Here is a 26,104-nt window from a genome sequence, read left to right on the forward strand (position 1 = left end):
TCCCGCAAGCAGAAATCATTAATGTGAAACCACTTAATGGAGAGGGAAGAGTTGAATTTACGTAGTTTCAATCCCGCAAGCAGAAATCATTAATGTGAAACTTGTTTTAATCCCGCCAATTGGTTAATTTTTTCTTGTTTCAATCCCGCAAGCAGAAATCATTAATGTGAAACGACTGATTGCTTTCTGCCTTGTCGCTTGGATTCGCAGGTTTCAATCCCGCAAGCAGAAATCATTAATGTGAAACCAAACAAAAACATTTAGAGATGTGGAACTTTCTAGTTTCAATCCCGCAAGCAGAAATCATTAATGTGAAACTTGTAATAGTTGCTTGTGTAACTGCATCTTCAACAAGTTTCAATCCCGCAAGCAGAAATCATTAATGTGAAACTCAGGGTCAACTCTATGAAATCTAGTGGATCTTTCATGTTTCAATCCCGCAAGCAGAAATCATTAATGTGAAACCGTGCCCGTGCTGCGGGGGTAAGTGATGACTTTAGTTTCAATCCCGCAAGCAGAAATCATTAATGTGAAACTCATAATCTCCCGTGAAGATATTACTAACTGGAGTTTCAATCCCGCAAGCAGAAATCATTAATGTGAAACCTTTGTCTCCGAATTGGGCATTGAGTCAGCTTGTGAAAACATGTTTCAATCCCGCAAGCAGAAATCATTAATGTGAAACGTCAAGTTAGTTTTTCTTTCTCCATTAGGTATCGGTTTCAATCCCGCAAGCAGAAATCATTAATGTGAAACTCGCACTTTCTAAACTTGGTAACAACTTTTATTCTTGTTTCAATCCCGCAAGCAGAAATCATTAATGTGAAACTTGCTGCCTTATATCAGCAGTTCGCCGCAGTATTGGTTTCAATCCCGCAAGCAGAAATCATTAATGTGAAACATAAAGTATATGATTATTTAGTTAACTTATCTAAGTGTTTCAATCCCGCAAGCAGAAATCATTAATGTGAAACCTGCCACCCATATTCCTCCCATCCAGATCCATCGCCAGTTTCAATCCCGCAAGCAGAAATCATTAATGTGAAACTTGGGTGAATAAACAGAATAATTTAAATATTGGGAAGGTGTTTCAATCCCGCAAGCAGAAATCATTAATGTGAAACCCCAAAAAGCTTAAACCCTTAACAATCTAGCTTTGTATAACTATTTTTGGCAGGGGAGGTAGAAAAGTTCATTTCAGCCACGGAGTAATCGATAAACCAGTCGAGCTTTATAAGCTATATTCCTTGAACCACAAGGGTTATAGATTTTTGGCGGGAACTAGGGGGTTTTTGCCCGTGCTTTCTCTTGCCAAAATTTTTGAAGATACTCAAAAATTTTCAATTTTCAAGGTACAGACTTACTGCAAAAACAGAATTAATGATTTCTAAATTGAAGAACTGCAAGCCATAATTCCGGCTTGTCTATGGTAAGAGTCGCCTCTTAACCTTACTCTTTGGTTTCCCTTCGAGTCATCTTTATCAGTATTAAAACTGAAATTTTTCCGCCATCAAACTGCGGTACTGTATAAATTCACTCTACATCTTTTGATTAAATTTGTCAACATTTTTTTTGCTTTTGTCTCTGTGTTTAAATCTTTTAATACGTTTATATTTGAGCCTTTGAGTTTGATATTTAATTTCAGATGCTTCGCCTAATCCAGCGTTATTTTTATGGTTGATAGCGGCATTAATATCAGCTTGTACACTGATATTAAAATTAGTACATACTAAATTTTGACAAAGAAATATATGTTGCTCGTTTCTGTTTCCTTCTTGCCCACATAAATAGCAAATCTTTGATGAGTTATAAGCTGATGGTTCTTCAAATTTACCGCCTAATTTTTCTAATTTATGCTTAGTCTTTGCTTTTAAATCTCCTAAAGAACGGATTTTTAGGATACGATTCAGTCCAGCTTTTGCTGTTGCACCGTTTTGCTCGTAACCTTGATGCTCACCAGATAGTTTTGGATCGCATTGTTTCATCAAGTTTTGTATTTGTGTATCTTCCCAAGCGATAGCATTATAAGTGCGTGCTAGACGTGAAGAAAGCTTATGATTAAAAGCATTTGTCGAATTAGCTGCTTTTTCATGAAGGCGGCTAATTTTAGCTTGCAATTTGGTTTCATTTTTAGTTTGTGGGCGTTTGCCAACATTACCAGCTTCTTTCCATTTAGTATCATTTATTAATCGGATTTTAGAAAGCTGATTTTGAATTTTTTCAATATGAACTTCTATACGCTCGCGTTTAAGATTAGGTCTAAATAATGCCCCGTGATCTGAAGCAATAACAGCTTTTACACCTGGGTCAATCCCTGCTGAGATTTCACGCTCTAATTTATGTTTTGATTTATATCCTTCTTTTGCTATAATTTCATCTATTTCTTTGATTCTATTTTGTATATCAATATATTCTTGTGAATCTTTACCGTGAATCTTACCAACATTAGGTAACTTATCTTTTAATTTTTTCTTCTCTTTAACTAATGGATGTGCAATAGTAATGCAAACGTAATAACCTGAAGGTTTCTTAGTTAATGTATAGGTACGCGGGATATAACCATCCTTTTCTAACCTTTGTTGATAACTCTTATCAATTACTTGAACTTTACCTAATCCACGAATACTAATCGTATTTTGAGCAAAATTGATTTTTGGGGGGTTTTGGTTATTTATGATAGTTTTTACTAAATCTTCCTTACTTTTAAATCTAAGCTTTTTACGATTTATTAATTTTGGATCTAGAAATGCCTTCCAAGCAACATCAAAATGTTCTTGAATTATTCCACTAACAAAATCAGTTTTTATAGATAAATTTGGTAAATTTTCAAATTTTCGGATGTTATTTAATAAACCTAGATGATCGAAAACAGATGATTGTTTTAACTGCCGTTGCTCATTTTTATCAGTAATTGCTAAACGATAGCTATGCGCTTCTGGTTTAATGGGAGTGTAGGGTTTATCTCCTTTGACTAACTTATAACCATGTTTATAGCCAATTTCACCTTTACTGTTTTTATAAGCAATTTTGATAGATTCGTCTTTTTCCCAATAGTTACCACCAGTTGCTATTCTGCAAGCAGCACCTAAAAATGCAGAATTACCAAACTGTAAGGGACATTTAATAATACCAGTTAAATCAAAGGGTGAAAACTCATCTAAAATGCTAGTATCCAATTTTGATTTTTTACGTTTGTTTTTACTTGACTTGGTTGAACTATTTATTTTTTCCTGTTCTATTTTAACTTTTAGTGCTTCTGAAATTTCTTTACTTTTATTATCAGCCCATTTATACCAAGTGAGGCAGTGATTATGTAGCTGATTTGCTAACAGCTTATTCCACAACCAAGTTAACTCTTCTAAAAACTGGTTATATTGGATAATTTGCTCTGGAGTTAATTGAACTTTGATTTTTACCGTTTTCATCTGCTGATAAGTTTTCCCATATCTTTTTATACTCTTTTTTGATTTCATCAGCCAACAGTTGCGGGCTTAATATCTGAACATTTTCGCCATATTTTAGAATGCGTTGCCGAAACCAAAACCAATAATCTATGGTCGCTTCGATCTCACGAAATTTTCCTTCTGGGTCACTGTAAACAACCACTTCATCTTTCCGTCGAGGTTTGTAGTTAGCCAATTGCCCGCTAGTACGATAGCGTACTTTCATATTAGGAAAGTCGCAGGAAACCCAACGAGTATCAGATGCAGCGCCCACACTGACAAGTTTATCGAGTCGGAAGATATGGTTTTGGTCGATGTTATGCCAATAGTCAAACCGCCAAGAACGCCAGTCAGGTATAAAAGCAAATAGATAGAGAAGACCATCATGCAGCCGCAGTTCGGAACGGTCAATATCCCAGATTCGTCCTTCTGTTCCTGGTTTGCTCTGATAGCGAATAGTATAACGGCATTGTTGCAAAAAGCGTTCTTGGAGTTGGCGAACGATTGCATCTAAATTGCGATCGCTATAATCAACCGGAGGACTAAAATCGACTTTAACAAATGAGGGAATGTCTGATTCCGTAAGGCTGCCAATGCGTTGAATTTGGCTTGCTTGTGCTGAAAAGCCCATATCAGCTAAGAAATATGCGGCTACTGCTAGAGCTTCTCGTTGTTCTGTTGATAAAAGAACCGGAAAATTTGACTCTACTAGTTCATAGGGGCTGTGAGTTCCGCTTTTAATTTCAATACCGCAGTCTCTGAGTTTGCGAATCGTGCGTGTAATTTTTTGCTTGATATCAGCACTATCGGCTGATTTACCATGTTCTTCTAAAAAGGTTAAAAGTAAATCTTCTAAATCTTTGCATCTTCGTGGCTTTTCGGCTAGAAGTCTCAGGATTTCTAGAGCAAAGGCGATTTGATTGTAATTGCCGTCATTTTTGGCGGACATACTTGAGGAAGATATTCCTACAGATGGCAAAGAATCATTAACTTGAGAGTTTAGCAGAAAATTTTGGCTTTGCTAACTCACTAGTTCTGCCAAAAATTGCGCGATTCTACGACTTCTTGACGGCAAGAACATCAAAGTCGTCGTCTTGTTAAACAAAGTCGTCGTTTTGACTAAATAACTTATTTTAGTGCGATCGCAGTTCTGATCTGTGGGATGATGCGCGATCACTTCCACTTGCGACCGATGGCGATCATATTGCAATCCCGTTGCCGGGTTTCATTAATTTGAAAGGTTAGTTGATAAAATGGACAGTGTTTCAATCCCGCTGGCAGTAACTCACTATATTAAACAAAACTACCTCTTCTATCAAAACAATACCATTACATCAGTAAGCATAACCATGATTTGAGAAAAATTTTGGTGACAATACATATAATCAAATAAAAACTCGTAAAAAGTATTGACTAGATACAGATTTACGTGCTAAATAATTAATCAGGAGTAAAAAATTAAGCAAAACCCCCCGCAGGAAGTGGCATTCCTACGGAGGACATTTGGAATTTTTTACTTTTAGAGGCAATAAAAGCACTGTTTGCCTCGAAATTTGTTTTCTATTAAACAAAGGAAAATATCCTATGTCAGATGATTATAGTACAGTTTCAGCAACTTTGCATCTCAATATTGAGCAAAGTTACGATTTATTGCTGGAACAATCAACAGCAACAGGAAGCATTAACCGAATCCAAGTATCTGCTTGGAGAAAAGTTTCTGTAACTGCTTGCAGAGTGTATAGAGAGGAAAAGAGTTGTATTCCTCCTTTGTTGCACGAAAGCTAGATTTTTACTCCATCAAAAAGAAGTTTGCGGAAGATGCCATTAATCTAAATAAAAGTGCTAGTTCTGGGGGAGAGCCAATTTCAGCAGTGTAAAAACTAGCACAAAGTAGCGTTTTCCTCATTTTTCCTTTTTAGGAGTACCATCATACGCCAGCAATTGAAATTTAATTGCTGGCTCACTCTGCTATTCAACAATTTAAGCGATTCGATATCAACAGCTTCAAAAAAATATCGATTGATATCAAATTTTGACTACAACATTTCCGAAACCAGTATTAAACTGGGTGCAAATCACACAGGGTAAGTAAGGTGAAGCTTTCTTTACAACCTCTTTACTCTCAACTCAACTCAGGAGTTGAGAACTGTCCCCTTGGCTGTAAGTCACAATGCCTTGTCACACAAAGAGCTAGCGACCTTAGACCACCTGAAGGATGTGTCTGTCCACTTTCATCACACCAGGCAAACACTTATCATGAAATTATACATGGTGATGCAAATATTATCTGTAATCAAGCAGCAACTGGAGATGGTAAAACCCTGGGTGCAAATTTACCCAGCCTAATTAATCCTGAATTTCGCATCATGGGGTTATATCCCACAATTGAACTTGTAGAAGACCAAGCGCAACAACAATACAAATATCATGCACTGTTTGGGTTAGATGCTGCTCAACGAGTAGACCGTTTATTTGGTGCGGAATTAAGCAGAAGGGTAAAGCAAGCAATTAAAAGTAATAAATTTCAAGAGTTACTGTTGGCGATTGAACAAAAGCCAATTTTGCTAACTAACCCCGATATCTTCCATTACATCACTCACTTTCAATATCGTGATCCGGCTTATGGTAGCGATCAACTACCATTAGTATTGGCAGAATGGCCTGATTTGTGGGTATTTGATGAATTTCATATTTTTGGGAGTCATCAAGAAACAGCGGCGTTAAATAGTTTGGCTTTTATTCGTCGCAGCCAAGAAAATCAACTCCGTCCCCGGCGGTTTTTGTTCACTTCCGCCACACCAAAACCCGATTTTATCCAACAGTTACGCACAGCTGGGTTTAAGGTAGCTGAGGTAAAGGGAGTTTATGCAAGTGAAGCCAAGCCGGGATTTCGCCAAATTCTGCAAGCTGTAGAGTTAGAGTTTGTGGAATTAGCCAAGGATGCAGATACTCAAACATGGTTAAAGGAAATGATTCCCACCATTGGACAAATTTTAAATGCAGAGTCTTGTGCTAGGGGATTAATTATAGTTAATTCTGTAGCAAAAGCTGGTCAAGTGACTCGGTTGTTAGATGCTTTATTACCAGGGGTAATTGTTCGTGAAATTAGCGGACGTATCGACAGACGACAAAGATTACAAGTACAAAGCGACTTGCAAAATGCACAACAGCCAGTGTTAGTGGTGGGTACATCTGCGGTTGATGTTGGTGTTGACTTCAAAATTCACCTGTTGATTTTTGAAAGTAGCGACTCTGCAACAGTAACGCAGCGTTTGGGAAGATTAGGGAGACATTCAGGTTTTAATACTTACACCGCATTTATTTTGATTCCTGGTCATACTCCTTGGGTGATGGCGAGACTGCAAGAAAAACTCAGTTCCCATCAGCAAGTCACCAGAGAGATTTTAGCAGATGCTATCCTCTACGCTTTTAACCCACCCAAAGAGTTTGAAGAATATCGTCAGCGTTGGGGTGCATTACAAGCACAGGGAATGTTTTGGCGCATGACGCAAGAGAATGCAAATGTTAGTGTAATTGTACGCGCAAAGATGACGGAAGATTTGCAGCGCATATACTCTCAAAGCATCGAATCAAAACAGGCTTATTGGTATAAAAAGCAGAAAACTGATGTCGAAAAAGCCACCCAAAAAGAACTTTTAAGCTTTCGGGGAGGTTCCACCCTCCAAGCTGCGGTTTGGGATGAAAATAATTTTTACACTTACGACTTGCTACGACTTTTACCTCATGCGCGAGTAGAAATCATCGACCGCGAGACATTTTTAGATGCAGCTAATAACTCAGGAAGAGGTGAAGAAGAATTTCCCGATGATTTTATCAATGTTTATCTTCGTATTCAATCATGGGTTGAACAGCGAATTGAGCATCTGAGTTTACATACCAATCATCTCAGCAGCGAATTACCTATTGGCGAACTTTACTTGCTAGATAAATTAACCCTCATCGGACATCCACAAGCTGATGTAATTAACTGTTTGCGACAAAAGAAACTTCTTACTTTCTTAGTTCCAGTCAACAAAAACAAACAAAGTAGCCATTGGGAAGTCAGCCGTACCCTTAACCTCAGTCCTTTATTTGGCTTATACCGCTTAGTTGACGCTAGCGAACAAACTTACGCCTGTGCATTCAATCAAGATGCATTACTTCTAGAAGCTTTAAAGTGGCGCTTAAAAAAATTCAGCACCAACCGCTTTGAATCTTCAATTTTTTAACTGTTGACTATTTACTGTTGACTGTTGACTGTGGTCACTGAGCGAAGCCGAAGTGTTAACTGTTGACTGCGCCGCACTGAGAGCTTCAAGAAGTGTTGACTGTTAAATCTAGAATTTTGATTTTTGACTTTTGACTTAATTATGTCTACCCTACTACAAACTCTCCTCATCGAAACCCTTCCACAAGATACAGACCCAATTTTACATTCCTATATTGAGAAATTACTACCATATATCGAAAAAGAATTTGCCACAATTTCTGCTTTAGGTGGAACTTATGAGGCGCATTATCAACGATTGTCTCAATTAGAAGATAGATTTACTCAAGACAAAGCTCAAAATTGGTCGAATCGTGCCGACCAAAATTTGCTAGTTCATGTTCTCAATGGTTTACTTACAGCTTGGAACATCAGCAAATATTTACCCCAACCTTTATCAGAAACTGAAAAATATCTCCTTTGTTTAGGTTTAACTCTGCACGACTACAACAAATATCGCAACGGACAAGGAGAAGAAACACCGAAAAATTCTGAAGTTACAGAAATTCTCAATCTCTGTCGTGATTTAGGCGAAAAGCTCAACTTCCAATTATTTTGGTCAGAATGGCAAGAATATTTAATAGAAATTGCTTATTTAGCACAAAATACCCAAAATAAAGCTAGCACAAATATTTACCCTGCTAACTGGCCTGTACCCAAAATTAAAGACCGTCGTCGTTTAGAAAATCCCCTGCGTCGGTTGCTAGCTTTTGGTGATATTGCAGTCCATTTCACTGACCCTGGCGATATCGATACTCAAACCAGAGGAGATAGGTTGCGGGAACAATTGCGACGTTTAAATATTAACAAAAGTTTGGTTTATCATCGCTTGCGAGATACCATCGGGATTGTCAGTAACGGTATTCATAACGCCACAATTCTTTTTGCTAAACAACTCGATTGGGAACCAATTTTATTTTTTGCCCAAGGTGTAATTTACCTAGCACCACCAAATAGCGAAACTCCAGATATTCAACAACTTCAAGAATTTATTTGGCAGCAAATTAGTGGAGTTTTAGCAGATAAAATGATGGGTGGCGATATTGGTTTTAAGCGAGAAGGTAAAGGCTTAAAAGTTGCACCCCAAACCTTAGAATTATTTGCGCCAGAAGAATTAATTCCCAAATTACCACGGGTAATTGAGGTCAAAGTAGCAAATATTAAAGACCCTGCTACACCCAAACGTTTAGAAAAATTAGATTTAAGTGCAACTGAGCGAGAATTTCTGAATCAAGGTGCAGATATTCGTGCTGATAGAATCGCTGAATTTATTTTTCTGGCTGAAAAAGAGTTTTTTGGAAATTCGCCAGCATACATGAATTGGATACTAAATAAATTAGGAGTACAAGACAAAATCACACCCGAACAAACCCAAATCCAATCGGGAGGCGTAAAATATGGCTGGTATCATGCAGCTGCTTATTATGTTGCTACTCATGCAACTTTAAAACCAGAAGAAATTTTAGAACAAATGGAAATTTGGGCAGAAGATTTAGCAAATTGGGCAAGTGAGAACAACTTACTTCCCTTACATTCTAGCCCTACTCGTGAAATTTTCTTTCAATACTTAACGCAATATTTAGAAGTTAAAGGCTGGTCAAGCAATTATCCGTCATTCAGTGCTGAATTTATAGCTTATGCTGATGCCAAAACCAAAGCCGCCAAACAACCAATTTGTTCCTTAAGTTCCGGTGAATTTGCATCAGAAGACCAAATGGATTCTGTCGTGTTATTTAAACCACAGCAATATAGTAATAAAAATGCTTTGGGAGGGAGACAAATTAAACGCGGAATTTCCAAAATATATGCCTTAGAAATGTTAATGCGTCAAGCTTTTTGGGCTGTCCCTGCTGGCAAGTTAGAAGAACAACAACCAGTATTTTTATATATCTTCCCCGCTTATGTTTATTCTCCCCAAACAGCAGCAGCTATCAAATTGTTAGTGAACAATATGAAACAGATTAATCTCTGGGATGTTCGCAAGCAATGGTTAGAACAAAAAATGAATATCAATGCTTTGCAATCAGTTGCTTGGTTAACAGAAGAAGCTACCTCTGGACGCTTTCACAACGATAAATACAATAAAGAAGACTTGCCTTTTATGGCAATGAATTACACAACTACCAGGGGTAAAACCCTTACAGATGCATGGGTACAACCTGCTTTCCTAGCTTTATCGCTACCAATTTTACTCGGAGTAAAAGTTATAGCTACTAGTAGTTCAGTTCCCCTTTATAACAGCGATCGCGATTTTAGAGAATCTGTAATTCTCGATGCACCTGCATCATTTTGGAATTTGCTGGGATTGTCTAATTCTCTGCGAATCCAAGATTTTCAAAATGCTATGCAACGGCTTTTATTTGCCTATAGTCTACATTTAGATACTCGTAGTTCTCCCCCCGATGCTAAATGGCGAGATTTGATTAAAACAGTGCGCGAGGTGACAACAAATGTACTCAATATTTTTGCTTTAGCTACAGAAGGATTGCGACGTGATAAACGAGATATACCCAGCCAAGAAGAAGTTAAACGTTATTGGCAATATGCCCAAGCCTGGGTAAAACAAGATAATTCAGCTACAAACCAAGGAGCGTATATTATGAAAATTACGGAAAAAATCGTGCAACAATACCGAGTATTTTATCAAGCAAATCTCGGTGAATCTAGCCACACAATTTTACTACCACTATCCAAAGCATTGGAAATGATTTTATCAGTTCCCCAACAAGTTGATGTTGATGATTTAATATTACAAGCTTCTGGACAAATTCAAGATGCTTTAGAGCGTCAAGAAGTCTATAAACGCCCTTTAATGATGGATAAATCAGTTGATAAAGCCACAAGACTAGAACGCGAATTAACAGCGATTCATACATTTATGACAACCTGTGTCCGGGAATTATTTCTCGAACTTTATAAAGGCGATCGCGCTTTATTACAAGAAAACCGCAACCGCATTAAATCCGGAGCGGAATTTGCCTACCGTTGGTTAGCTTTGCAAGAAAAGTCTGCTAAAGCATCCTAATTTTCTGTCATTCTCTCTGCACCTTTACGCGCTCAAAATCATTAACGAATAGGAACAAATCATGGGCATTCTTAAAAAATTACAACCCGAATTTCAATCTGTATTTCCTCGCTTGGCTTCTGGTAAATATATCCACTTCATCATGCTACGTCATAGCCAATCATTCCCAGTATTCCAAACAGATGGAATTCTCAACACTGCACGCACGCAAGCCGGTTTAGGAACTACAGATGAAAGCAAAAAACAAATCAGCCGTTTGGTAATGTTCAAACGTAAACAAACCACCCCCGAACGACTTGCTGGACGCGAATTACTTCGTAGTTTGAATCTTACTAGCACCGACGAAAGCAACAAAGATAAATACTGCGAATATAACGGCGAAAAATCCTGTAAAAAATGCCCTGATTGTATTATCTATGGATTTGCGATCGGCGATAGTGGGTCAGAACGTTCTAAAGTATACTCCGACTCGGCTTTTTCTCTAAGTGCTTACGAGGAATCACACCGCAGCTTTACCTTTAATGCTCCTTTTGAAGGCGGAACAATGAGTGAAGCAGGAGAAATGCGTAGCAGTATCAATGAATTAGACCATGTTATTCCAGAAGTAACATTCCCTACAGTTGAAACTCTGCGCGACCCTACCTACGAAGGTTTTATCTATGTTCTGGGTAACTTGCTGCGTACTAAACGTTATGGCGCACAGGAATCACGCACCGGGACAATGAAAAACTACATTGCAGGAATTGTATTTTGCGATGGCGAAATCTTTAGCAACTTACATTACACTCAAGCACTTTATGATGCCTTGAAGGGTGATGCTCCGATTGCTGATATTTTGCAGAAGGTAGAAGAAGTGGCAAATAATTTACTGAACGATGAACCTGTACGTACAACAAAGCGGCTGTTTGGTTCGCAATTGGAAGAATTGTTAGATGAAGTCAGTGCATTGTATCAAGATGAAACTCGTTTAGTAGAAACAATAAATGCACTCTACGGACAAACCAAAGCCTATGCAGAATCATTTGGAGCATTGAAGAAGAAAGGTAAATAAGGATTAACTACTACTTCTTGGTGTTAAGGTGAACGCTCCACCTTAACCCAAATTTCAAGAGAATTAAAGGATTTTGCTATGGCACTCTATCATTGCACTTTGACGCTACATGATAATGTTTTCTTTGCCACGCGGGAGATGGGCATTCTCTATGAAACAGAAAAATATTTACATAATTGGGGACTAAGCTTTGCACTTTTTGCAATTAATTACATTCCCCAACCATATCGGCTACAAGGAGAATTGGCTCAAAAACCAACATATTTAGATGCCAGTGCTGAACAAAATCTCCTGCATCTAAACCAAGCGGGAATTTATGTATTTCCTGCTCAACCTATCAATTGGTCATATCAAATCAATACCTTTAAAGCTGCTCAAGTTGGCTATTATGGCAAATCCAAACAGTTCGGCGATAAAGGTGCAGATAAAAATTATCCAATTAATTACGGACGGGCTAAAGAAATAGCTGTTGGGAGCATATATCGTACCTATATTATTGCTCCTGAAACTATCAAAATACCGCATTGGATACGTTTGGGTAAATGGGCTGCAAAAGTCAGAGTTGAAGCTGTAAAAATTCCAGATAAAGTTATACAAACTAAATCTGGTGATTACACCTGTTTACATCCTCTAAACCCTTTGGATTTACCAAGTAATACTCGAATATTACTTTATAACCGGATTGTTATGCCTCCTGCAAGTTTGGTAAGTCAGGCACAGTTAAACGGTGCATATTTAGTAGCTAAAAAGAGTGAAGAATCTAAAAAAGATGATTGGCAAGCTTTTAAATTAACATTAACTGAGCAGCAATATCAACAACTGCCAGAAGAAATTTATTTACCTACAGGAGTATTTTATGGAGCAGGAAATGTTGCCGCAACAGCATAAATTTTCTACATTGCATTCAATAGTTGTTGAATTGGCAGCTGCGGATGTAGGAGATATACCACCTACTTTATCTCGCGCATTGCACGCACTAGTACTTAAATGGTTTGCAGCAGCAAGCCCATCTGTTGCTGAAACTATCCATGCCAGTCAAAATTCACCATTAACAATTTCAGGTTTATTAGGAAACCGCCGTCCGACTGGTGTGCATGTAGGAGATTATTTTTATTTTCGGATTGGTTTACTAGACGGTAGTTTAGTTGAACCTTTAATGCGCGGGTTTGAACAGTCAGAAACTCAATCTATAGTACTAGGTGATTTTCCGTTTGTATTACGCAATATATATGCATTGCCAGGGACGCATCAATTAGCAGGCGCAGCTGATTATGGGTTATTGTCACACCCAACGCAAGTTTTGACAGATATTGAAATACATTTTCTTTCTCCTACTAGTTTCAAGCAAAATCAAGGAGTACAAACTTTTCCCTTACCAGAACTAGTGTTTAACTCGCTGCATCGACGGTGGAATATTTTTGCACCAGAACAATATCATCTCCCAAATTGCGAATGGAATGCTTTGGTTTCAGCCTACGACCTCAAAACCTATGCGCTCAAAATGGAAGGTGGTACAGAAGTTGGGGCGCAGGGTTGGGTTCGCTACCGATTTAGTAGCCCTGAAACGGCTCGGATTGCCACTATTTTGGCAAATTTTGCTTTCTTTGCTGGGGTAGGACGTAAAACTGCAATGGGGATGGGGCAGACACAACTGGCTTTGGGAACAAGTGTATTGCAAAAGCCGCCCAAACCAAAGCAGTCTAAAGTCTCTAAACCCTTACCAGTTCGTAATTAACAATTTGTATTTTCTAATAGACTATGAACGAACAATACTATCTTCCCCTAGCTTATCTAAATGCTTGGGAATATTGTCCTCGTCGTTTCTTTCTTGAATACGAGCTAGGGGAAAATGCAGATAATGAACACATTATCATTGGCCGTCATCTGCACCGTAATGTTGATGACGAAGGCAAGAATGTTGAAGGCGACAAAGTAGTTTACCGACATCAGTGGGTATGGAGCGATCGCCTTTTGGTTAATGGCATTATCGATGCGGTGGAAGAAAAAGATAACCAATTAATCCCTTTGGAATTTAAAAAGGGACGTATGGCCAACCACAAGAGCGATCATTTTCAATTGTGCGGTGCGGCTTTGTGCCTAGAAGAGCGTACAGGAGGCTCTATTCCTTACGGCGAAATTTTTTACTATGCCAATCGGCGCCGTGAACGTGTAGATTTTTCATCTGCATTACGACAAGCCACAGAACAAGCAATCTCAGCAGCGCGGGCTGCTATAGGTGGCATAATGCCTTCACCAATAGACCACCCTAAAAAGTGCCAAGATTGCAGCTTACAGAAAATCTGCTTGCCGAAAGAAATCAAAAAACTACGCCTTGAGGTCTAAATCATGTCTATTCTTTATGTAACTCAACCTGATGCAGTACTTAGTAAAGCTGCCGAAGCTTTTAAAGTTGCCTTAAAACAGGAAGATGGCGGCTGGGAGAAGAAATCAGTTCCCGCTCAAACTGTCGAACAAGTTGTATTGATGGGAAATCCGCAGATCACTGGTGATGCCTTGGTCTACGCTTTGGAACTAGGGATGCCTGTACATTATCTTTCTGGCTTTGGTAAATACTTGGGGTCGGCTCTTCCAGGGTATTCTCGTAATGGTCAATTACGGCTGGCGCAGTATGCTGCTTATTATGACACAGCCCATCGTTTGGAGATTGTCAAAACTATTGTTATTGGCAAGATTCAAAATCAACATAGTGTTTTATACCGCCACGACCAGAAAGATAATCCTCTCAAATCTCGCAAACAGCTAGTTAAAGAACAGACAACTCTTGACGAAGTACGTGGTGTTGAAGGATTAGCTGCACGAGAATATTTTGCTGCTTGGTCGGCTATGCTTGAGGAACAATGGTCATTTAACGGCAGAAATCGTCGTCCTCCAACAGATGCAATCAATGCTTTACTGGGATTTGCTTATGGTCTTTTGCAAGTACAAGTAACTGCTGCTGTACACATGGCTGGTTTAGACCCTTATGTTGGTTATCTGCACGAAGCTACTAGAGGACAGCCTGCAATGGTTCTTGATTTGATGGAAGAATTTCGTCCTCTCGTTGCTGATAACTTAATACTTTCGGTCATTAGTCATAAGGAAATTAAGCCCGACGATTTTACAGATCATCTTGGTGCGTATCGACTTTCAGAAAGCGGACGCAAACAGTTTTTACAGGCATGGGAGCGAAAAATGAACGATGAATTTAAGCATCCTACCTTTGGCTATCGTTGCAGCTATCGTCGTGCAATCGAGTTGCAAGCACGTTTATTGAGCCGACATTTACAGGAAGGAGTTCCCTATAAAGCCCTGACACTACGATGACTACTTTGTTCTACCTCATAATTTATGATTTGCCTGATAATAAAAAGGCAAACAAGCGACGAACAAAACTACATAAAATGCTTTCTGGCTATGGAACTTGGACGCAGTACAGTGTGTTTGAATGTTTTTTAAATACTGTGCAGTTTGCTAAATTGAAGGTGCAAGTTGAGAGCTTGATCAAGCCATCTGAAGATTCAGTACGTATTTATGTTTTAGATGCTGGAGCAGTACGTAAGACTATTACCTATGGTTCGGAGCAACCACGACAGCAAGAAACGATAATACTATGATGCTAATATGATACAAGCAAAATTTTGGCAGGGCAAAGTACGGGCAAAAACCCCCACCTCCCGCCAAATCGACAGAACCTTGACAATTTAATAGTTTCAGCAGTTCAAGTACGAACATAGAGCCTAGTTATAAATGCCGGAAATGGACTTTTAAAGTAGACCTGCCAAAAATGGTGTCGGGAATGGCTCTGTCATTAGCTTCTGGCTGGCTGGCTTTCAAATAAATGAAACCCGTTCGCGGGATTGAAACATTACGAGCATTCTTTTCTCTTTCTAAGAGATTTATAGCTTTCAAATAAATGAAACCCGTTCGCGGGATTGAAACTATCTTTATGTCCAAACTCTTCAGTCAGATCGTTGACTTTCAAATAAATGAAACCCGTTCGCGGGATTGAAACATTTCCATGCTTGCTATTTAGAAAAGGCTTCCTTGTCTTTCAAATAAATGAAACCCGTTCGCGGGATTGAAACTGGCATCGCGGACAACATCGCCGCCAAATAAGACTACTTTCAAATAAATGAAACCCGTTCGCGGGATTGAAACCATATAGCTTATTAGTTCAATCTGTGCCTTTATATAGAACTTTCAAATAAATGAAACCCGTTCGCGGGATTGAAACACACAGTAGACTTATTCAAGTATTTAGCTAATAACCTTTCAAATAAATGAAACCCGTTCGCGGGATTGAAACCAATACTGCGGCGAACTGCTGATATAAGGCAGCAAAACTTTCAAATAAATGAAACCCGTTCGCGGGATTGAAACCAGTCGGAAATATTGGGGCGATGCGGTTTGCTTGCTTTCAAATAAATGAAACCCGTTCGCGGGATTGAAACTTCAGTTTGCGATCGCACTGAATCCATAATTTAACTTTCAAATAAATGAAACCCGTTCGCGGGATTGAAACACTTGTGTTTCGATATTGATTAATACTCTAGTTAGCTTTCAAATAAATGAAACCCGTTCGCGGGATTGAAACTTAGATTATCTTGATGTTAACGGCTTCAAGCCTGACTTTCAAATAAATGAAACCCGTTCGCGGGATTGAAACGGTAAATGGGGAGTTTTTAACTCCCCATTTTCTTAAGCTTTCAAATAAATGAAACCCGTTCGCGGGATTGAAACTCGCTTTGGAAGTATATCAAAACCAATCTGGCTGTGCTTTCAAATAAATGAAACCCGTTCGCGGGATTGAAACTTTTTATAAGCTCAGCTTTACTAAGTTCTAATACTTTCAAATAAATGAAACCCGTTCGCGGGATTGAAACTACTTTGACTAGCTTTTCTTCTCCTACTGTTAGCTTTCAAATAAATGAAACCCGTTCGCGGGATTGAAACTTTCCGCGCCGGGGAACTTAGCCAAGTGGCGTGGCTTTCAAATAAATGAAACCCGTTCGCGGGATTGAAACCTTTTATTTTAGCTTTAGGCGGAAACTGTGTTTGCTTTCAAATAAATGAAACCCGTTCGCGGGATTGAAACGGGTAAATGCTACTGGTGCGATCGCCGCAGCATTGGCTTTCAAATAAATGAAACCCGTTCGCGGGATTGAAACAAGAACAAAGGGTCATATTAAACGACGCTGTTCGCTTTCAAATAAATGAAACCCGTTCGCGGGATTGAAACCTGGAAGCTTGATTGGCTTGTTCCTAGCTTTAACTTTCAAATAAATGAAACCCGTTCGCGGGATTGAAACTACCAATCCATCTGTGCAACTACTTAGGGGTCGGCTTTCAAATAAATGAAACCCGTTCGCGGGATTGAAACAAACAAAGAGAAGCTTCAGCATTTATTAAATACTAAATCTTTCAAATAAATGAAACCCGTTCGCGGGATTGAAACAATGCAATGAAAATATCTATTTTTCTTACTCTCTTATCTTTCAAATAAATGAAACCCGTTCGCGGGATTGAAACTTGAGATAATTTAATATCACCTAATAGTTTTCTTACTTTCAAATAAATGAAACCCGTTCGCGGGATTGAAACCTTTGGAGTTCGTCAATGAAAGGGAAAGCAATACTTGCTTTCAAATAAATGAAACCCGTTCGCGGGATTGAAACCACCAGCAGTAGGCTTAGTAGGTCTGTAGCAGACTACCTTTCAAATAAATGAAACCCGTTCGCGGGATTGAAACAAGAAGTTAAATCTATTGACGCTATAGAGCGCAAAGACTTTCAAATAAATGAAACCCGTTCGCGGGATTGAAACATGGTTGAACATGAGTAAAATAATCAACCGTGTAAGCTTTCAAATAAATGAAACCCGTTCGCGGGATTGAAACGTTGATTTGAGTACCAAAGCAAAAGAACTTCACCTTTCAAATAAATGAAACCCGTTCGCGGGATTGAAACTAGTAAGTTCGGTCTTGAAATACAAACAAAGGATTCTTTCAAATAAATGAAACCCGTTCGCGGGATTGAAACATCGCTTTTAGTACTGAATATTGAATGGCGATCGCCCGCTTTCAAATAAATGAAACCCGTTCGCGGGATTGAAACTAATATCTACCAGAAATATAGCCAGGCACACTCAGCTTTCAAATAAATGAAACCCGTTCGCGGGATTGAAACATCCAGAATGAATACGTATTCATCCAACTCCCAACTCTTTCAAATAAATGAAACCCGTTCGCGGGATTGAAACTATTGTTTTCCAGATTCTAGTTTCATCGCTTCTAGTCTTTCAAATAAATGAAACCCGTTCGCGGGATTGAAACGGATCGACAAAATAAGAAATACACTTTGGCATCTCAGCTTTCAAATAAATGAAACCCGTTCGCGGGATTGAAACACTTGGTTTTATGTCGGATGACTGCCCCATTAATTCTTTCAAATAAATGAAACCCGTTCGCGGGATTGAAACAAACCTAGCTAGTACAAATTTACTCTACTGAAAACTTTCAAATAAATGAAACCCGTTCGCGGGATTGAAACAAATCTCAGACGAATATCTCAAGCCCCGTGATATTGCTTTCAAATAAATGAAACCCGTTCGCGGGATTGAAACCTGGAAATATGGCGACACTCAATATTGGAATTCCCAACTTTCAAATAAATGAAACCCGTTCGCGGGATTGAAACTTTACAGACAACAATGGCTCCTAAATTCTTCACAAGCCTTCTAAACTGCGCTGGTTCATCAAAAATTACAGATACACGAATGCAGCGATCGCCTGGACAAAATTCACAATCAATCTTCTTGGGAAGCTAAAGCTTGCTCTTTCGCCACAGCCTCAGCTATAACTTGCCGGAGCCATTCAGAACGGTTGGGTTTGTTACGCACATAAGTATCTAACTCGTCTGGCAACAGTACCGATATAGGTTTCGCTCCAGATTTTACTCCTACTCCTTTTGACTGAAAGCGAGTAGCAATATCATTTCTTTCCATAGCAATGAGCCTTTTTATATAAGCTTATCCTAGCAAAGCCCGTATATATATGGCAATAAATTAGTTATTTTAATCATAAAATATCCAGATTCTGATAATAAACCCATATATATATGGGATAATAAAAGAGTAAGGAATAGGAACGGAGCGCCACAAAAACTCCCGGTAACGGAACCGGAACGCCCAACGTGAAATTTCAGATGTAGCGCCAAGTCCAAAACTCTTACATACACAACAGAAAAAGCACCCCCGACGACCAATCTAAAGGTGCTTTTTCTGAGTTTCAATGCTAAAAGGATTCTAACACATGAATTTGTTTTCTAACACCCTAATATTTCGCTCAGAACTAGATGCTCAATTAGTAGCCGAACAAGTTGACAACTGCCACCTTGAAGGCAACCTTTTAATAGTTCCTTGCCAAGAAAAACGGGCAGTAGAGTTAGCAATTAGTTTAGCTGGTGTTGATTTACCAATAGAAGAAGGTGCAAGCTGTTTGCTTCCATTTCCCAAGCATGAGCGTGAATGTCTTGATGATGATGCACCACAGATTTATGTAGCTTGTTTATCGGCTTACAACAACGGCTTTTTACACGGGATGTGGATTGACTGTACACAAGAAGCAGATAACATTCAACAAGACATTGAATGGATGTTATCTTGGTCACCCTGCCGTAATTACGAAGCTTGTGAAGAGTGGGCAATCCATGATTTTCAAAACTGGCATGGTATTCACATTGATGAATACGAAAGCATAGAAAAACTAGCCGAACTTGCTCAAATATTATCAGAGCATGGCGCAGCCTACGCCGCTTATTATGAGTATGACAGTAGTGATGCTAGTGTAGAAGATTTTCAAGAACATTACTGGGGTGAGTACGAAAGTGCAGAGGATTTTGTTTATGACCAACTCGAAGAACAGGGATTGATTAAAAACTTAGAAAATATGGGTATTCCTAGCTTCTACCTGAATTTTGAAGCAATAGCCCGTGATTGGTTTATTGACTCCTACTATTCAGTAGAGGAAAGTTACAACAAAGTCTACGTTTTTAGTCGCCACTAATAAAATCAATGGGGTAGTTGTTAACTACCCCTTTATATTTAAAAACTGACCAATTGACCAATCAATTTTGAGAAAAATTATTTGTCAGTCTTAAAAACAGCCTCATTAATTAACGTTGACGACTGGATTTTTTTGGAGATGTTTGTTTGATGTAATTACTAGGGATGACCACAGTTTCTTTATCTAACCGCAAAAGGTAGCAGTAACTTTTGGTATTGGGACAGGCGATCGCAGAAGGAAAGTTAACACCCAAAGCAAAACCCAAAGATATGTAAATTCCAAACGATCCCAGATAAAATAACCAACCTCTCCACCCTGAGCCAATCCAGCGTGCAAAGTAAATTAAATTGAGTTTAAATTGCTGCGATCGCTGACTCCTCAGTTGAGAACGTTTTTGTTCAGCCTCAATCCATTGCTGAGATTCATTAGACTTGTCCGAAAACTCCAAAGCCAAAGTGTACAAAGCTTTGAGACAAAACTTTGATATTTTTGCGAAAACGCAGTTATAAGGGTTTGAGATAGTTAGTGATTATTGCTGGCAGCTAATTTGGTAAAACTAAACTGCCTCTTTCTATGCCTAACTAACCCACAAACTGTTAAGATAATCTGCTCGTAAGTATCAATTTTTAAGCGAAGTATTTGTGATGCTATGCGAAATATCTTAAGCAAGCGAATCAAATGCTCGATAAATATGCGATTACTAGATCAAGCCTTATTTTCATCTTTCTGTTGCTGGTTAATTCTTTTTTTGTTTTCTTTTATGAGGGGTAGTAATATTTTTACCACCTTGGTATACCTTATCCCCTGAAAGAAGAGATTACTCCTTGCAACAAGGAATTAAAAAATAAATTTCAATAAGCAATTACATAAGATTAGATATTCTCAGTATCGCCATCGTTTTCTCAGCCACCAAACCACAAAACTAACAATGATTCCAACTATTAAACTGGCACTTAAAGGGTAGTTGCAAAAGAAGCTAACTTTACTAAAAACATCTTTACAATCTTTTGCAGTTTCTCTTACTAAAGATATGGTTGCTATTCCAGCACCAGCAACAGCTACAAGCTCTTGGAAGTTACGCTCTCGTTCTGCTTTCTCAACTTCTATGCGACTACGAGTAGCGTTAATTGTATCTTCTAAAAGTTGCAAGCCAAGCTGCATATTTTCGATATCTTTTGTAATTTGTGCTAGATATTTTTTATTGGCTATTTCGCTAAATTTTTCTAAAAAATCTAACTGATTCTTCTGGCCTGCTTTTTCTTTAATCAAATCTAAACGTATTTGATAATTAGATAAATTAATTTCAATAATTGCTTTTTGAAAAGATAGGTTTAGTAAATCGATTGTATATTGTTGGAGAATATTATCAATATTGCTTAAAATCTGGCGAGAATTGGTAATATTCTGTTTTTCTTTCCAATAATGATTTTGATTGGTAATTCTTCTATTTTCTTCTATTTTTTTATAATGATTGAGCAGAGATTCTTTGACTAAACGGCTTTGCTGATAAGCCCATGAAATCTTACTTCGATAACAAAATAAGCCCATCCAATCTTTATAAAATTCCGCAGCTTGTTGTGCACTTTCCCGATCAGGATAAATAGCAATAATTACATGACGTTCGTGACTGTTTAAAGCATTAGGTACTTTGTTTTGGTTGCAATTTTTAATTTCTGAACGCCATATTTCAAAAACTTTCCCATCTAAAAAAGTACCTTTTTTTGGTTGCCAAGAAGTATCTTTAAATAAAGCATAATAGCAATCTTTGGCAATATCTTCATAATTCTGAGAGGAATTTTCTGGTAGCCAACCAGACAGCAACCAGGTTTTTCCAATTGTAGCCAGTTCTTTATTGAGTTTTTGTTCGATTTCTGTTTTTAAAATTGCAAAAGACTTAGCTGGTTGAGTCTCAGTTTGATTATTAATAGAACAATCTATTTGTAAGCCATAAGTATCATTTAATCTAACGGGATAATAGTATCCTTCTATACTTTTATTGTTAGAAATTAAGTTAATTTGGGCGGGATGGGTAAGCTCCAAATACTCAGTTTCAATTTCAGGATCGTTGAATTGAATATTATGCGATAATTGAGCTAAAAAAGCTGCTTTACTTTTTTGTGTTTCTGCATCAGTTGTGTTTAAAGATGTTTTTAAAGCATATAAAAATAAATCGAGTGTAGGATAAATTAAATCGGTCATAATAACATAATAAAAACTAATTTGAGGGGTTGGATTGAGTTAAATATTGTTTTAACTTTCCTAAAAATATGGCTTGTTTAACTGTTTCTTCTGGTTTTTCAGAATTACCAATAATGACTACTACATTATTGAGTTGCCTTTCGTAGCCTGTAGCTTCAGAATTTGGTTTAAAACCTTTAGCTATACCTAATTTATCGCGAGTAATGAGGCTACTAATTTCTGCTTCGTTAGGTAGTAAATCATGAGGAATTTTTTCTACATTTTTTAATTGAGATTGATAATATTTATAAAATTTATTTAATTCACCATTGGCGAAAATTATCTCTAACAAACTTTCTTCAATATGGGATTCCCATGCCCTGGGTTGAGTATCTAATTGCTTGGCTACTTCCTGTAGATTCTGTTTTTCTTGGGCGCTGAGGGAAGTGTTTAAGTCTTGCAACGCAAGGAGAAAAGCTATGATAGTCTTGTCTGTTTTTGTCGTCATAGGTTTTTATTCCAAACTCACTACGGCTAGTATAAACAATAATTTAAGTGAGATGATTACAGCAGATATTTGATTTTTAATTTTGACTTTCTATTTCTAGAAAGAATAATTTATTAAGTAAAATGCTTCCAATTATACCTTGTTTATGCATAAAATCAATCTTGTCTATAGTTAATTAAAAAAGTTCTCAGGGTTAGTTAGGTAGAACAAATGGCATCGGAATGGGCGGCTCAAGTTATTGGAATTAATTATTACCCAGAGTACACCAGCCTAAAGCCGCTAACAGCAGCAGCTGAAGATGCAGAAAAAGTTGCTGGACAATTAGAAAAATATGGTTATAGGCCTTTTCGCGTTCAGTGTTTACCGGGGACTTTAAACCACAAGGGAGAAAGTAAAATCGATCGCCAAGCGGCGGTAAAGGTACAAGAATTACGAGAAGCGATCGCTAATCTTTTCAATCCTCCTCCTCCTAACCCCAGTCCAGAAACAGCCTTGTTCTTCTTTTCAGGACATGGGTGGTGCAGAACTGTGGCGGGGAAGGAAGAAGTATTTCTAGCTACAAGTGATGCCCTACCTAAGGCAGAAATTTATGGTATACCTCTAAGTTTGTTGGGAGAGCAGTTGCAAATAAGTCAGGCTAAACGAGTCATTGTTTGGCTAGATTGCTGCTATAGTGGTGAATTGCTGAAATATATTCCCACAGACAAAGACTACTGTTTCATTACTGCAACCCGTTCCTATGAAACTGGAGTAGAAATTCCCCACACCCAAGGGTTGTTGACGCAGACTTTACTTGCAGGATTAAACCCGGAAAATGACCCAGATGGGATCATCAATAGCCATAAATTGGCAGATTTCATTATCAGCCGAATGCCTGATACAGTTCAGCGCCCGTTAATTGCCAATTCTCCACGAGCAATTCTGCTGACAACTAAGTTTTCTCAAAAAAGCTTTCAGGATAAGTGTCCTTATCGTTCTCTGTCGTATTTTACCGAGACTAAGGAAGATGCTGAGGTTTTTTATGGGCGCAGTGCGCTAACTGGGCAATTGATTCAACAGGTTAGAGAACAGCATCGCCTAGTTGCTGTATTAGGCGGTTCTGGTAGTGGAAAATCATCTTTGTTACGGGCTGGGTTACTCTACCAACTGAAGCTAGGACAAGAGATTCCAGGAAGCGATGCCTGGACTTATATTACTCCCTTTACGCCTAAAGAATCTCCTGTTAAAAGTTTACAAGAGGCTTTTGCACTCTCCTTGCCGAATCTTTCCCTTCCAGAGACAACAGAAAATATTGCCCATGTCATCGGCGAGAGGTTAAAAGCATTAAAGACACCAGTCATTTTGATTATCGACCAGTTTGAAGAATGCTTTACTATGTGCGATGACACTCAGCGCCAGGGATTCTTTGACTGTTTGCGGGAATTAATTGACTGCACAGATAACGTTTATATTTTCATTGGGATGCGATCGGATTTTCGGGGTAGATGGCGAGAATATCCGAAATTTGCGGGCAGAATCCATAAACCTTACATCAACGTTGAACACCTCAACCGTAAGGAAATTGAAGAAGCCATTACTAAACCGGCTAATTGGGTAGGTTTAGGCATAGAGGGAAGATTAAAACAGCAACTAATTAATGATGTTGAAGATTACCCCGGAAGTTTGCCTTTGCTGCAATATACCTTAACAGAATTGTGGCGTGAGTCAAGAAATCAAGGCGATGAGGTTCTCAGCCTCAAAATTTATGAGGATTTAGGCGGGGTTGAAGGAACGCTACAAAAACGCGCCGATGAAGTCTTCGACAGTCTTTCACCTACACAAAAAACTGTGGCGCGGCGGATTTTTCTCGAATTGACGCAAATGGGAGAAACCACAGATGTACGGCGGCGCGTGCGTTTACGCGAGTTGGTTAATTCCCATCATTCTTTGGAACTTTTGCAACAGGTGAGCGAGAAGTTAGCCGATAAAGATGCACGATTAATTACAAAGACAGATGAGCCGGATTCCCAGGATGTAATTTTAGATGTTGTCCACGAAGCCTTAATCCGCCATTGGCAAATGTTGCGGGATTGGAAAGAGGAATATAAGTTGGGTATAGCCATTGAGCGACAGATTGAAGCGGAAGCCCAAGACTGGCATAAGAATGAGAAAAAGCCAGGTTTCCTCAGAAAAGATGACAGATTATCAGTAGCAGAAGCGTATTTAGCTAGATTTTGTGATTGGCAAATGCTGAATGGGGTAGCCGAGGAGTACATTCGGGAGAGTCAAGAATTGCGAAATCGCCTTGAGCGAGAAGAGAAAGAAAGCATAAAAATAGAAGCACAAAGGAAACAGCGAAATCAATTTGTAGTTATACTTGCTACTATATCCCTTGGATTAGCTGGATTAGCTGTTTCTCAATGGGCTAACGCGCACAAAAATGCTAAGGTCGCGCAACACCAAGGTGTAATTGCTCTGGCGCAAATCTCTGAAACTTCCCTACTGTCTAACAGGCAACTTGAGGCTACTGTTGCGGCTATACAATCAGGTAGACAACTTTTAGGTAGACCACCTCAGGAGTCAAATCTAGAACAAGCGGCTAAGCAACTAGCTGTAGTGGCACTCAAGCGAGCTTTTTACAAAACTATCCTAGAACGAAACCGCTTGGAAAAGCATAGCTCTGCGGTCAATAGCGTAGCATTTAGCCCCAATGGCAAGACCATTGCTTCTGCTAGTGATGACAATAGCGTCAAACTCTGGGATGCGGCTACAGGTAAACTCATCTCTACCCTCAACGGACATAGCTCTGCGGTCATTAGCGTAGCATTTAGCCCCAATGGTAAGACCATCGCTTCTGCTAGTGATGACAACAGCGTCAAACTCTGGAATGCGGCTACAGGTAAACTCATCTCCTCCCTCAACGGGCATAGCTCTGCGGCCATTAATGTAGCATTTAGCCCCGACAGCAAGACCATTGCTTCTGCTAGTGATGACAAAACTGTCAAACTCTGGGATGCGGCTACAGGTAAAGAAATCTCCACCCTCAAAGGTCATAGCAAGGGGGTAAGAGGCGTAGCATTTAGTCCCGATGGCAAGACCATTGCTTCTGCTAGTGATGACAGAACCGTCAAACTCTGGGATGCGGCTACAGCTAAACTGATCTCCACCCTCAACGGGCATAGCTTTGCGGTAAGAGGCGTAACATTTAGCCCTGATGGCAAGACCATCGCTTCTGCTAGTGATGACAAAAACGTCAAACTCTGGGATGCGGCTACAGCTAAACTGATCTCCACCCTCAACGGGCATAGCTCTGCGGTAAGAGGCCTAGCATTTAGCCCCGATAGCAAGACCATTGCTTCTGCTAGTGATGACAACAGCGTTAAACTCTGGAATGCGGCTACAGGTAAACTCATCTCCACCCTCAACGGGCATAGCGCTGCGGTAAGAGGCGTAACATTTAGCCCTGATGGCAAGACCATTGCTTCTGCTAGTGATGACAATAGCGTCAAACTCTGGGATGCGGCTACAGGTAAACTCATCTCTACCCTCAACGGACATAGCTCTGCGGTCATTAGCGTAGCATTTAGCCCC

The 26,104-nt window shown here is 39.0% G+C and carries 18 protein-coding genes and 2 CRISPR repeat arrays (1 of these 20 running past the window's edge); of the genes, 11 read left to right on the forward strand and 7 right to left on the reverse strand.

Annotated elements, in window-relative coordinates; all coding sequences use genetic code 11:
- Nucleotides 1-1,124: a CRISPR direct-repeat array (repeat unit 37 nt; unit sequence GTTTCAATCCCGCAAGCAGAAATCATTAATGTGAAAC) (it extends 666 nt beyond the left edge of the window).
- Nucleotides 1,125-1,538: 414 nt separating this feature from the next.
- Together H6H03_RS26305 and H6H03_RS26310 are read right to left on the reverse strand one after the other, a co-directional pair.
- On the reverse strand, nt 1,539-3,473 hold the full coding sequence (locus H6H03_RS26305) for an RNA-guided endonuclease TnpB family protein (RefSeq protein ID WP_190958002.1): 1,935 nt from the start codon (nt 3,471-3,473) through the stop codon (nt 1,539-1,541).
- Nucleotides 3,370-4,392, reverse strand: coding sequence for a helix-turn-helix transcriptional regulator (locus H6H03_RS26310; RefSeq protein ID WP_190958003.1), 1,023 nt, complete (start codon nt 4,390-4,392; stop codon nt 3,370-3,372). The genes H6H03_RS26305 and H6H03_RS26310 overlap by 104 nt, the downstream gene beginning before the upstream one ends.
- A 635-nt stretch (nt 4,393-5,027) precedes the next feature.
- Between H6H03_RS26310 and H6H03_RS26315 the strand changes: the two genes are divergently transcribed.
- The 9 genes from H6H03_RS26315 (at nt 5,028) to cas2 (ending at nt 15,400) form a co-directional block, all read left to right on the forward strand.
- Nucleotides 5,028-5,228 (forward strand): hypothetical protein, encoded by a 201-nt coding sequence (locus tag H6H03_RS26315; RefSeq protein WP_190958004.1) that lies wholly within the window; start codon nt 5,028-5,030, stop codon nt 5,226-5,228.
- A 308-nt stretch (nt 5,229-5,536) separates the two neighbouring features.
- Complete coding sequence (gene cas3, locus H6H03_RS26320; RefSeq protein WP_190958005.1) at nt 5,537-7,672, forward strand: type I-D CRISPR-associated helicase Cas3'; 2,136 nt, start codon at nt 5,537-5,539, stop codon at nt 7,670-7,672.
- A 141-nt stretch (nt 7,673-7,813) separates the two neighbouring features.
- The gene (cas10d, locus tag H6H03_RS26325) at nt 7,814-10,735 is read left to right on the forward strand and encodes a type I-D CRISPR-associated protein Cas10d/Csc3 (RefSeq protein ID WP_190958006.1); all 2,922 of its coding nucleotides are present in this window, start codon (nt 7,814-7,816) and stop codon (nt 10,733-10,735) included.
- 61 nt (nt 10,736-10,796) lie between these two features.
- Nucleotides 10,797-11,786 (forward strand): type I-D CRISPR-associated protein Cas7/Csc2, encoded by a 990-nt coding sequence (gene cas7d, locus H6H03_RS26330; protein ID WP_190958007.1) that lies wholly within the window; start codon nt 10,797-10,799, stop codon nt 11,784-11,786.
- Nucleotides 11,787-11,864: 78 nt separating this feature from the next.
- A complete protein-coding gene (gene cas5d, locus H6H03_RS26335; protein ID WP_190958008.1) occupies nt 11,865-12,674 on the forward strand; it encodes a type I-D CRISPR-associated protein Cas5/Csc1 in 810 nt (269 codons plus the stop codon).
- Nucleotides 12,643-13,521: a CRISPR system precrRNA processing endoribonuclease RAMP protein Cas6 gene (cas6, locus tag H6H03_RS26340; protein ID WP_242057996.1), complete on the forward strand. Its 879-nt coding sequence runs from the start codon at nt 12,643-12,645 to the stop codon at nt 13,519-13,521. The genes cas5d and cas6 overlap by 32 nt, the downstream gene beginning before the upstream one ends.
- 23 nt (nt 13,522-13,544) lie before the next feature.
- Nucleotides 13,545-14,129, forward strand: coding sequence for a CRISPR-associated protein Cas4 (gene cas4, locus H6H03_RS26345; RefSeq protein WP_190958009.1), 585 nt, complete (start codon nt 13,545-13,547; stop codon nt 14,127-14,129).
- 3 nt (nt 14,130-14,132) lie between these two features.
- Nucleotides 14,133-15,110: a type I-D CRISPR-associated endonuclease Cas1d gene (gene cas1d, locus H6H03_RS26350; protein ID WP_190958010.1), complete on the forward strand. Its 978-nt coding sequence runs from the start codon at nt 14,133-14,135 to the stop codon at nt 15,108-15,110.
- Entirely contained in the window at nt 15,107-15,400 is a 294-nt protein-coding gene (gene cas2 / locus H6H03_RS26355) for a CRISPR-associated endonuclease Cas2 (RefSeq protein ID WP_190958011.1), read from the forward strand. The genes cas1d and cas2 overlap by 4 nt, the downstream gene beginning before the upstream one ends.
- Before the next feature lie 213 nt (nt 15,401-15,613).
- Nucleotides 15,614-18,481: direct repeats of the CRISPR family, unit length 37 nt; unit sequence CTTTCAAATAAATGAAACCCGTTCGCGGGATTGAAAC.
- A 109-nt stretch (nt 18,482-18,590) separates the two neighbouring features.
- Here cas2 and H6H03_RS26360 read toward each other — a convergent pair.
- Nucleotides 18,591-18,788, reverse strand: a complete 198-nt coding sequence (locus H6H03_RS26360) for a hypothetical protein (protein ID WP_190958012.1) — start codon at nt 18,786-18,788, stop codon at nt 18,591-18,593.
- 307 nt (nt 18,789-19,095) lie between these two features.
- On the opposite strand from H6H03_RS26360, the gene H6H03_RS26365 reads away from it, so the two are divergent.
- The gene (locus H6H03_RS26365) at nt 19,096-19,848 is read left to right on the forward strand and encodes an antirestriction protein ArdA (RefSeq protein ID WP_190958013.1); all 753 of its coding nucleotides are present in this window, start codon (nt 19,096-19,098) and stop codon (nt 19,846-19,848) included.
- 109 nt (nt 19,849-19,957) lie between these two features.
- Here the strand turns inward: H6H03_RS26365 and H6H03_RS26370 are convergent, their stop codons facing one another.
- The 4 genes from H6H03_RS26370 to H6H03_RS26385 form a co-directional block, all read right to left on the reverse strand.
- A complete protein-coding gene (locus tag H6H03_RS26370; protein ID WP_242057997.1) occupies nt 19,958-20,302 on the reverse strand; it encodes a hypothetical protein in 345 nt (114 codons plus the stop codon).
- Nucleotides 20,303-20,370: 68 nt separating this feature from the next.
- Nucleotides 20,371-20,526 (reverse strand): hypothetical protein, encoded by a 156-nt coding sequence (locus tag H6H03_RS26375; RefSeq protein ID WP_313931921.1) that lies wholly within the window; start codon nt 20,524-20,526, stop codon nt 20,371-20,373.
- Between the two features lie 204 nt (nt 20,527-20,730).
- Entirely contained in the window at nt 20,731-22,047 is a 1,317-nt protein-coding gene (locus H6H03_RS26380; protein WP_190958014.1) for a hypothetical protein, read from the reverse strand.
- A gap of 16 nt (nt 22,048-22,063) precedes the next feature.
- Nucleotides 22,064-22,534 carry a hypothetical protein gene (locus H6H03_RS26385; RefSeq protein ID WP_190958015.1) on the reverse strand — a complete coding sequence of 157 codons (471 nt, stop codon included), beginning with the start codon at nt 22,532-22,534 and terminating at the stop codon, nt 22,064-22,066.
- Between the two features lie 210 nt (nt 22,535-22,744).
- Here H6H03_RS26385 and H6H03_RS26390 point away from each other — a divergent pair.
- A partial coding sequence (locus H6H03_RS26390; protein ID WP_190958016.1) for an nSTAND1 domain-containing NTPase occupies nt 22,745-26,104 on the forward strand: 3,360 nt, incomplete at its 3' end.

It is taken from the genome of Nostoc paludosum FACHB-159, assembly GCF_014698835.1.
Taxonomy (GTDB): Bacteria; Cyanobacteriota; Cyanobacteriia; order Cyanobacteriales; family Nostocaceae; genus Nostoc; species Nostoc paludosum.

Coding starts and splice junctions, on each gene's coding strand:
- H6H03_RS26385 (WP_190958015.1), bottom strand. CDS start 22,534: ATGACGACAAAAACAGACAAGACTATCATAGCTTTTCTCCTTGCGTTG.
- cas7d (WP_190958007.1), top strand. CDS start 10,797: ATGGGCATTCTTAAAAAATTACAACCCGAATTTCAATCTGTATTTCCT.
- H6H03_RS26380 (WP_190958014.1), bottom strand. CDS start 22,047: ATGACCGATTTAATTTATCCTACACTCGATTTATTTTTATATGCTTTA.
- cas6 (WP_242057996.1), top strand. CDS start 12,643: ATGGAGCAGGAAATGTTGCCGCAACAGCATAAATTTTCTACATTGCAT.
- H6H03_RS26360 (WP_190958012.1), bottom strand. CDS start 18,788: ATGGAAAGAAATGATATTGCTACTCGCTTTCAGTCAAAAGGAGTAGGA.
- H6H03_RS26315 (WP_190958004.1), top strand. CDS start 5,028: ATGTCAGATGATTATAGTACAGTTTCAGCAACTTTGCATCTCAATATT.
- cas5d (WP_190958008.1), top strand. CDS start 11,865: ATGGCACTCTATCATTGCACTTTGACGCTACATGATAATGTTTTCTTT.
- H6H03_RS26310 (WP_190958003.1), bottom strand. CDS start 4,392: ATGTCCGCCAAAAATGACGGCAATTACAATCAAATCGCCTTTGCTCTA.
- cas1d (WP_190958010.1), top strand. CDS start 14,133: ATGTCTATTCTTTATGTAACTCAACCTGATGCAGTACTTAGTAAAGCT.
- cas4 (WP_190958009.1), top strand. CDS start 13,545: ATGAACGAACAATACTATCTTCCCCTAGCTTATCTAAATGCTTGGGAA.
- H6H03_RS26365 (WP_190958013.1), top strand. CDS start 19,096: ATGAATTTGTTTTCTAACACCCTAATATTTCGCTCAGAACTAGATGCT.
- cas2 (WP_190958011.1), top strand. CDS start 15,107: ATGACTACTTTGTTCTACCTCATAATTTATGATTTGCCTGATAATAAA.
- H6H03_RS26305 (WP_190958002.1), bottom strand. CDS start 3,473: ATGAAATCAAAAAAGAGTATAAAAAGATATGGGAAAACTTATCAGCAG.
- cas10d (WP_190958006.1), top strand. CDS start 7,814: ATGTCTACCCTACTACAAACTCTCCTCATCGAAACCCTTCCACAAGAT.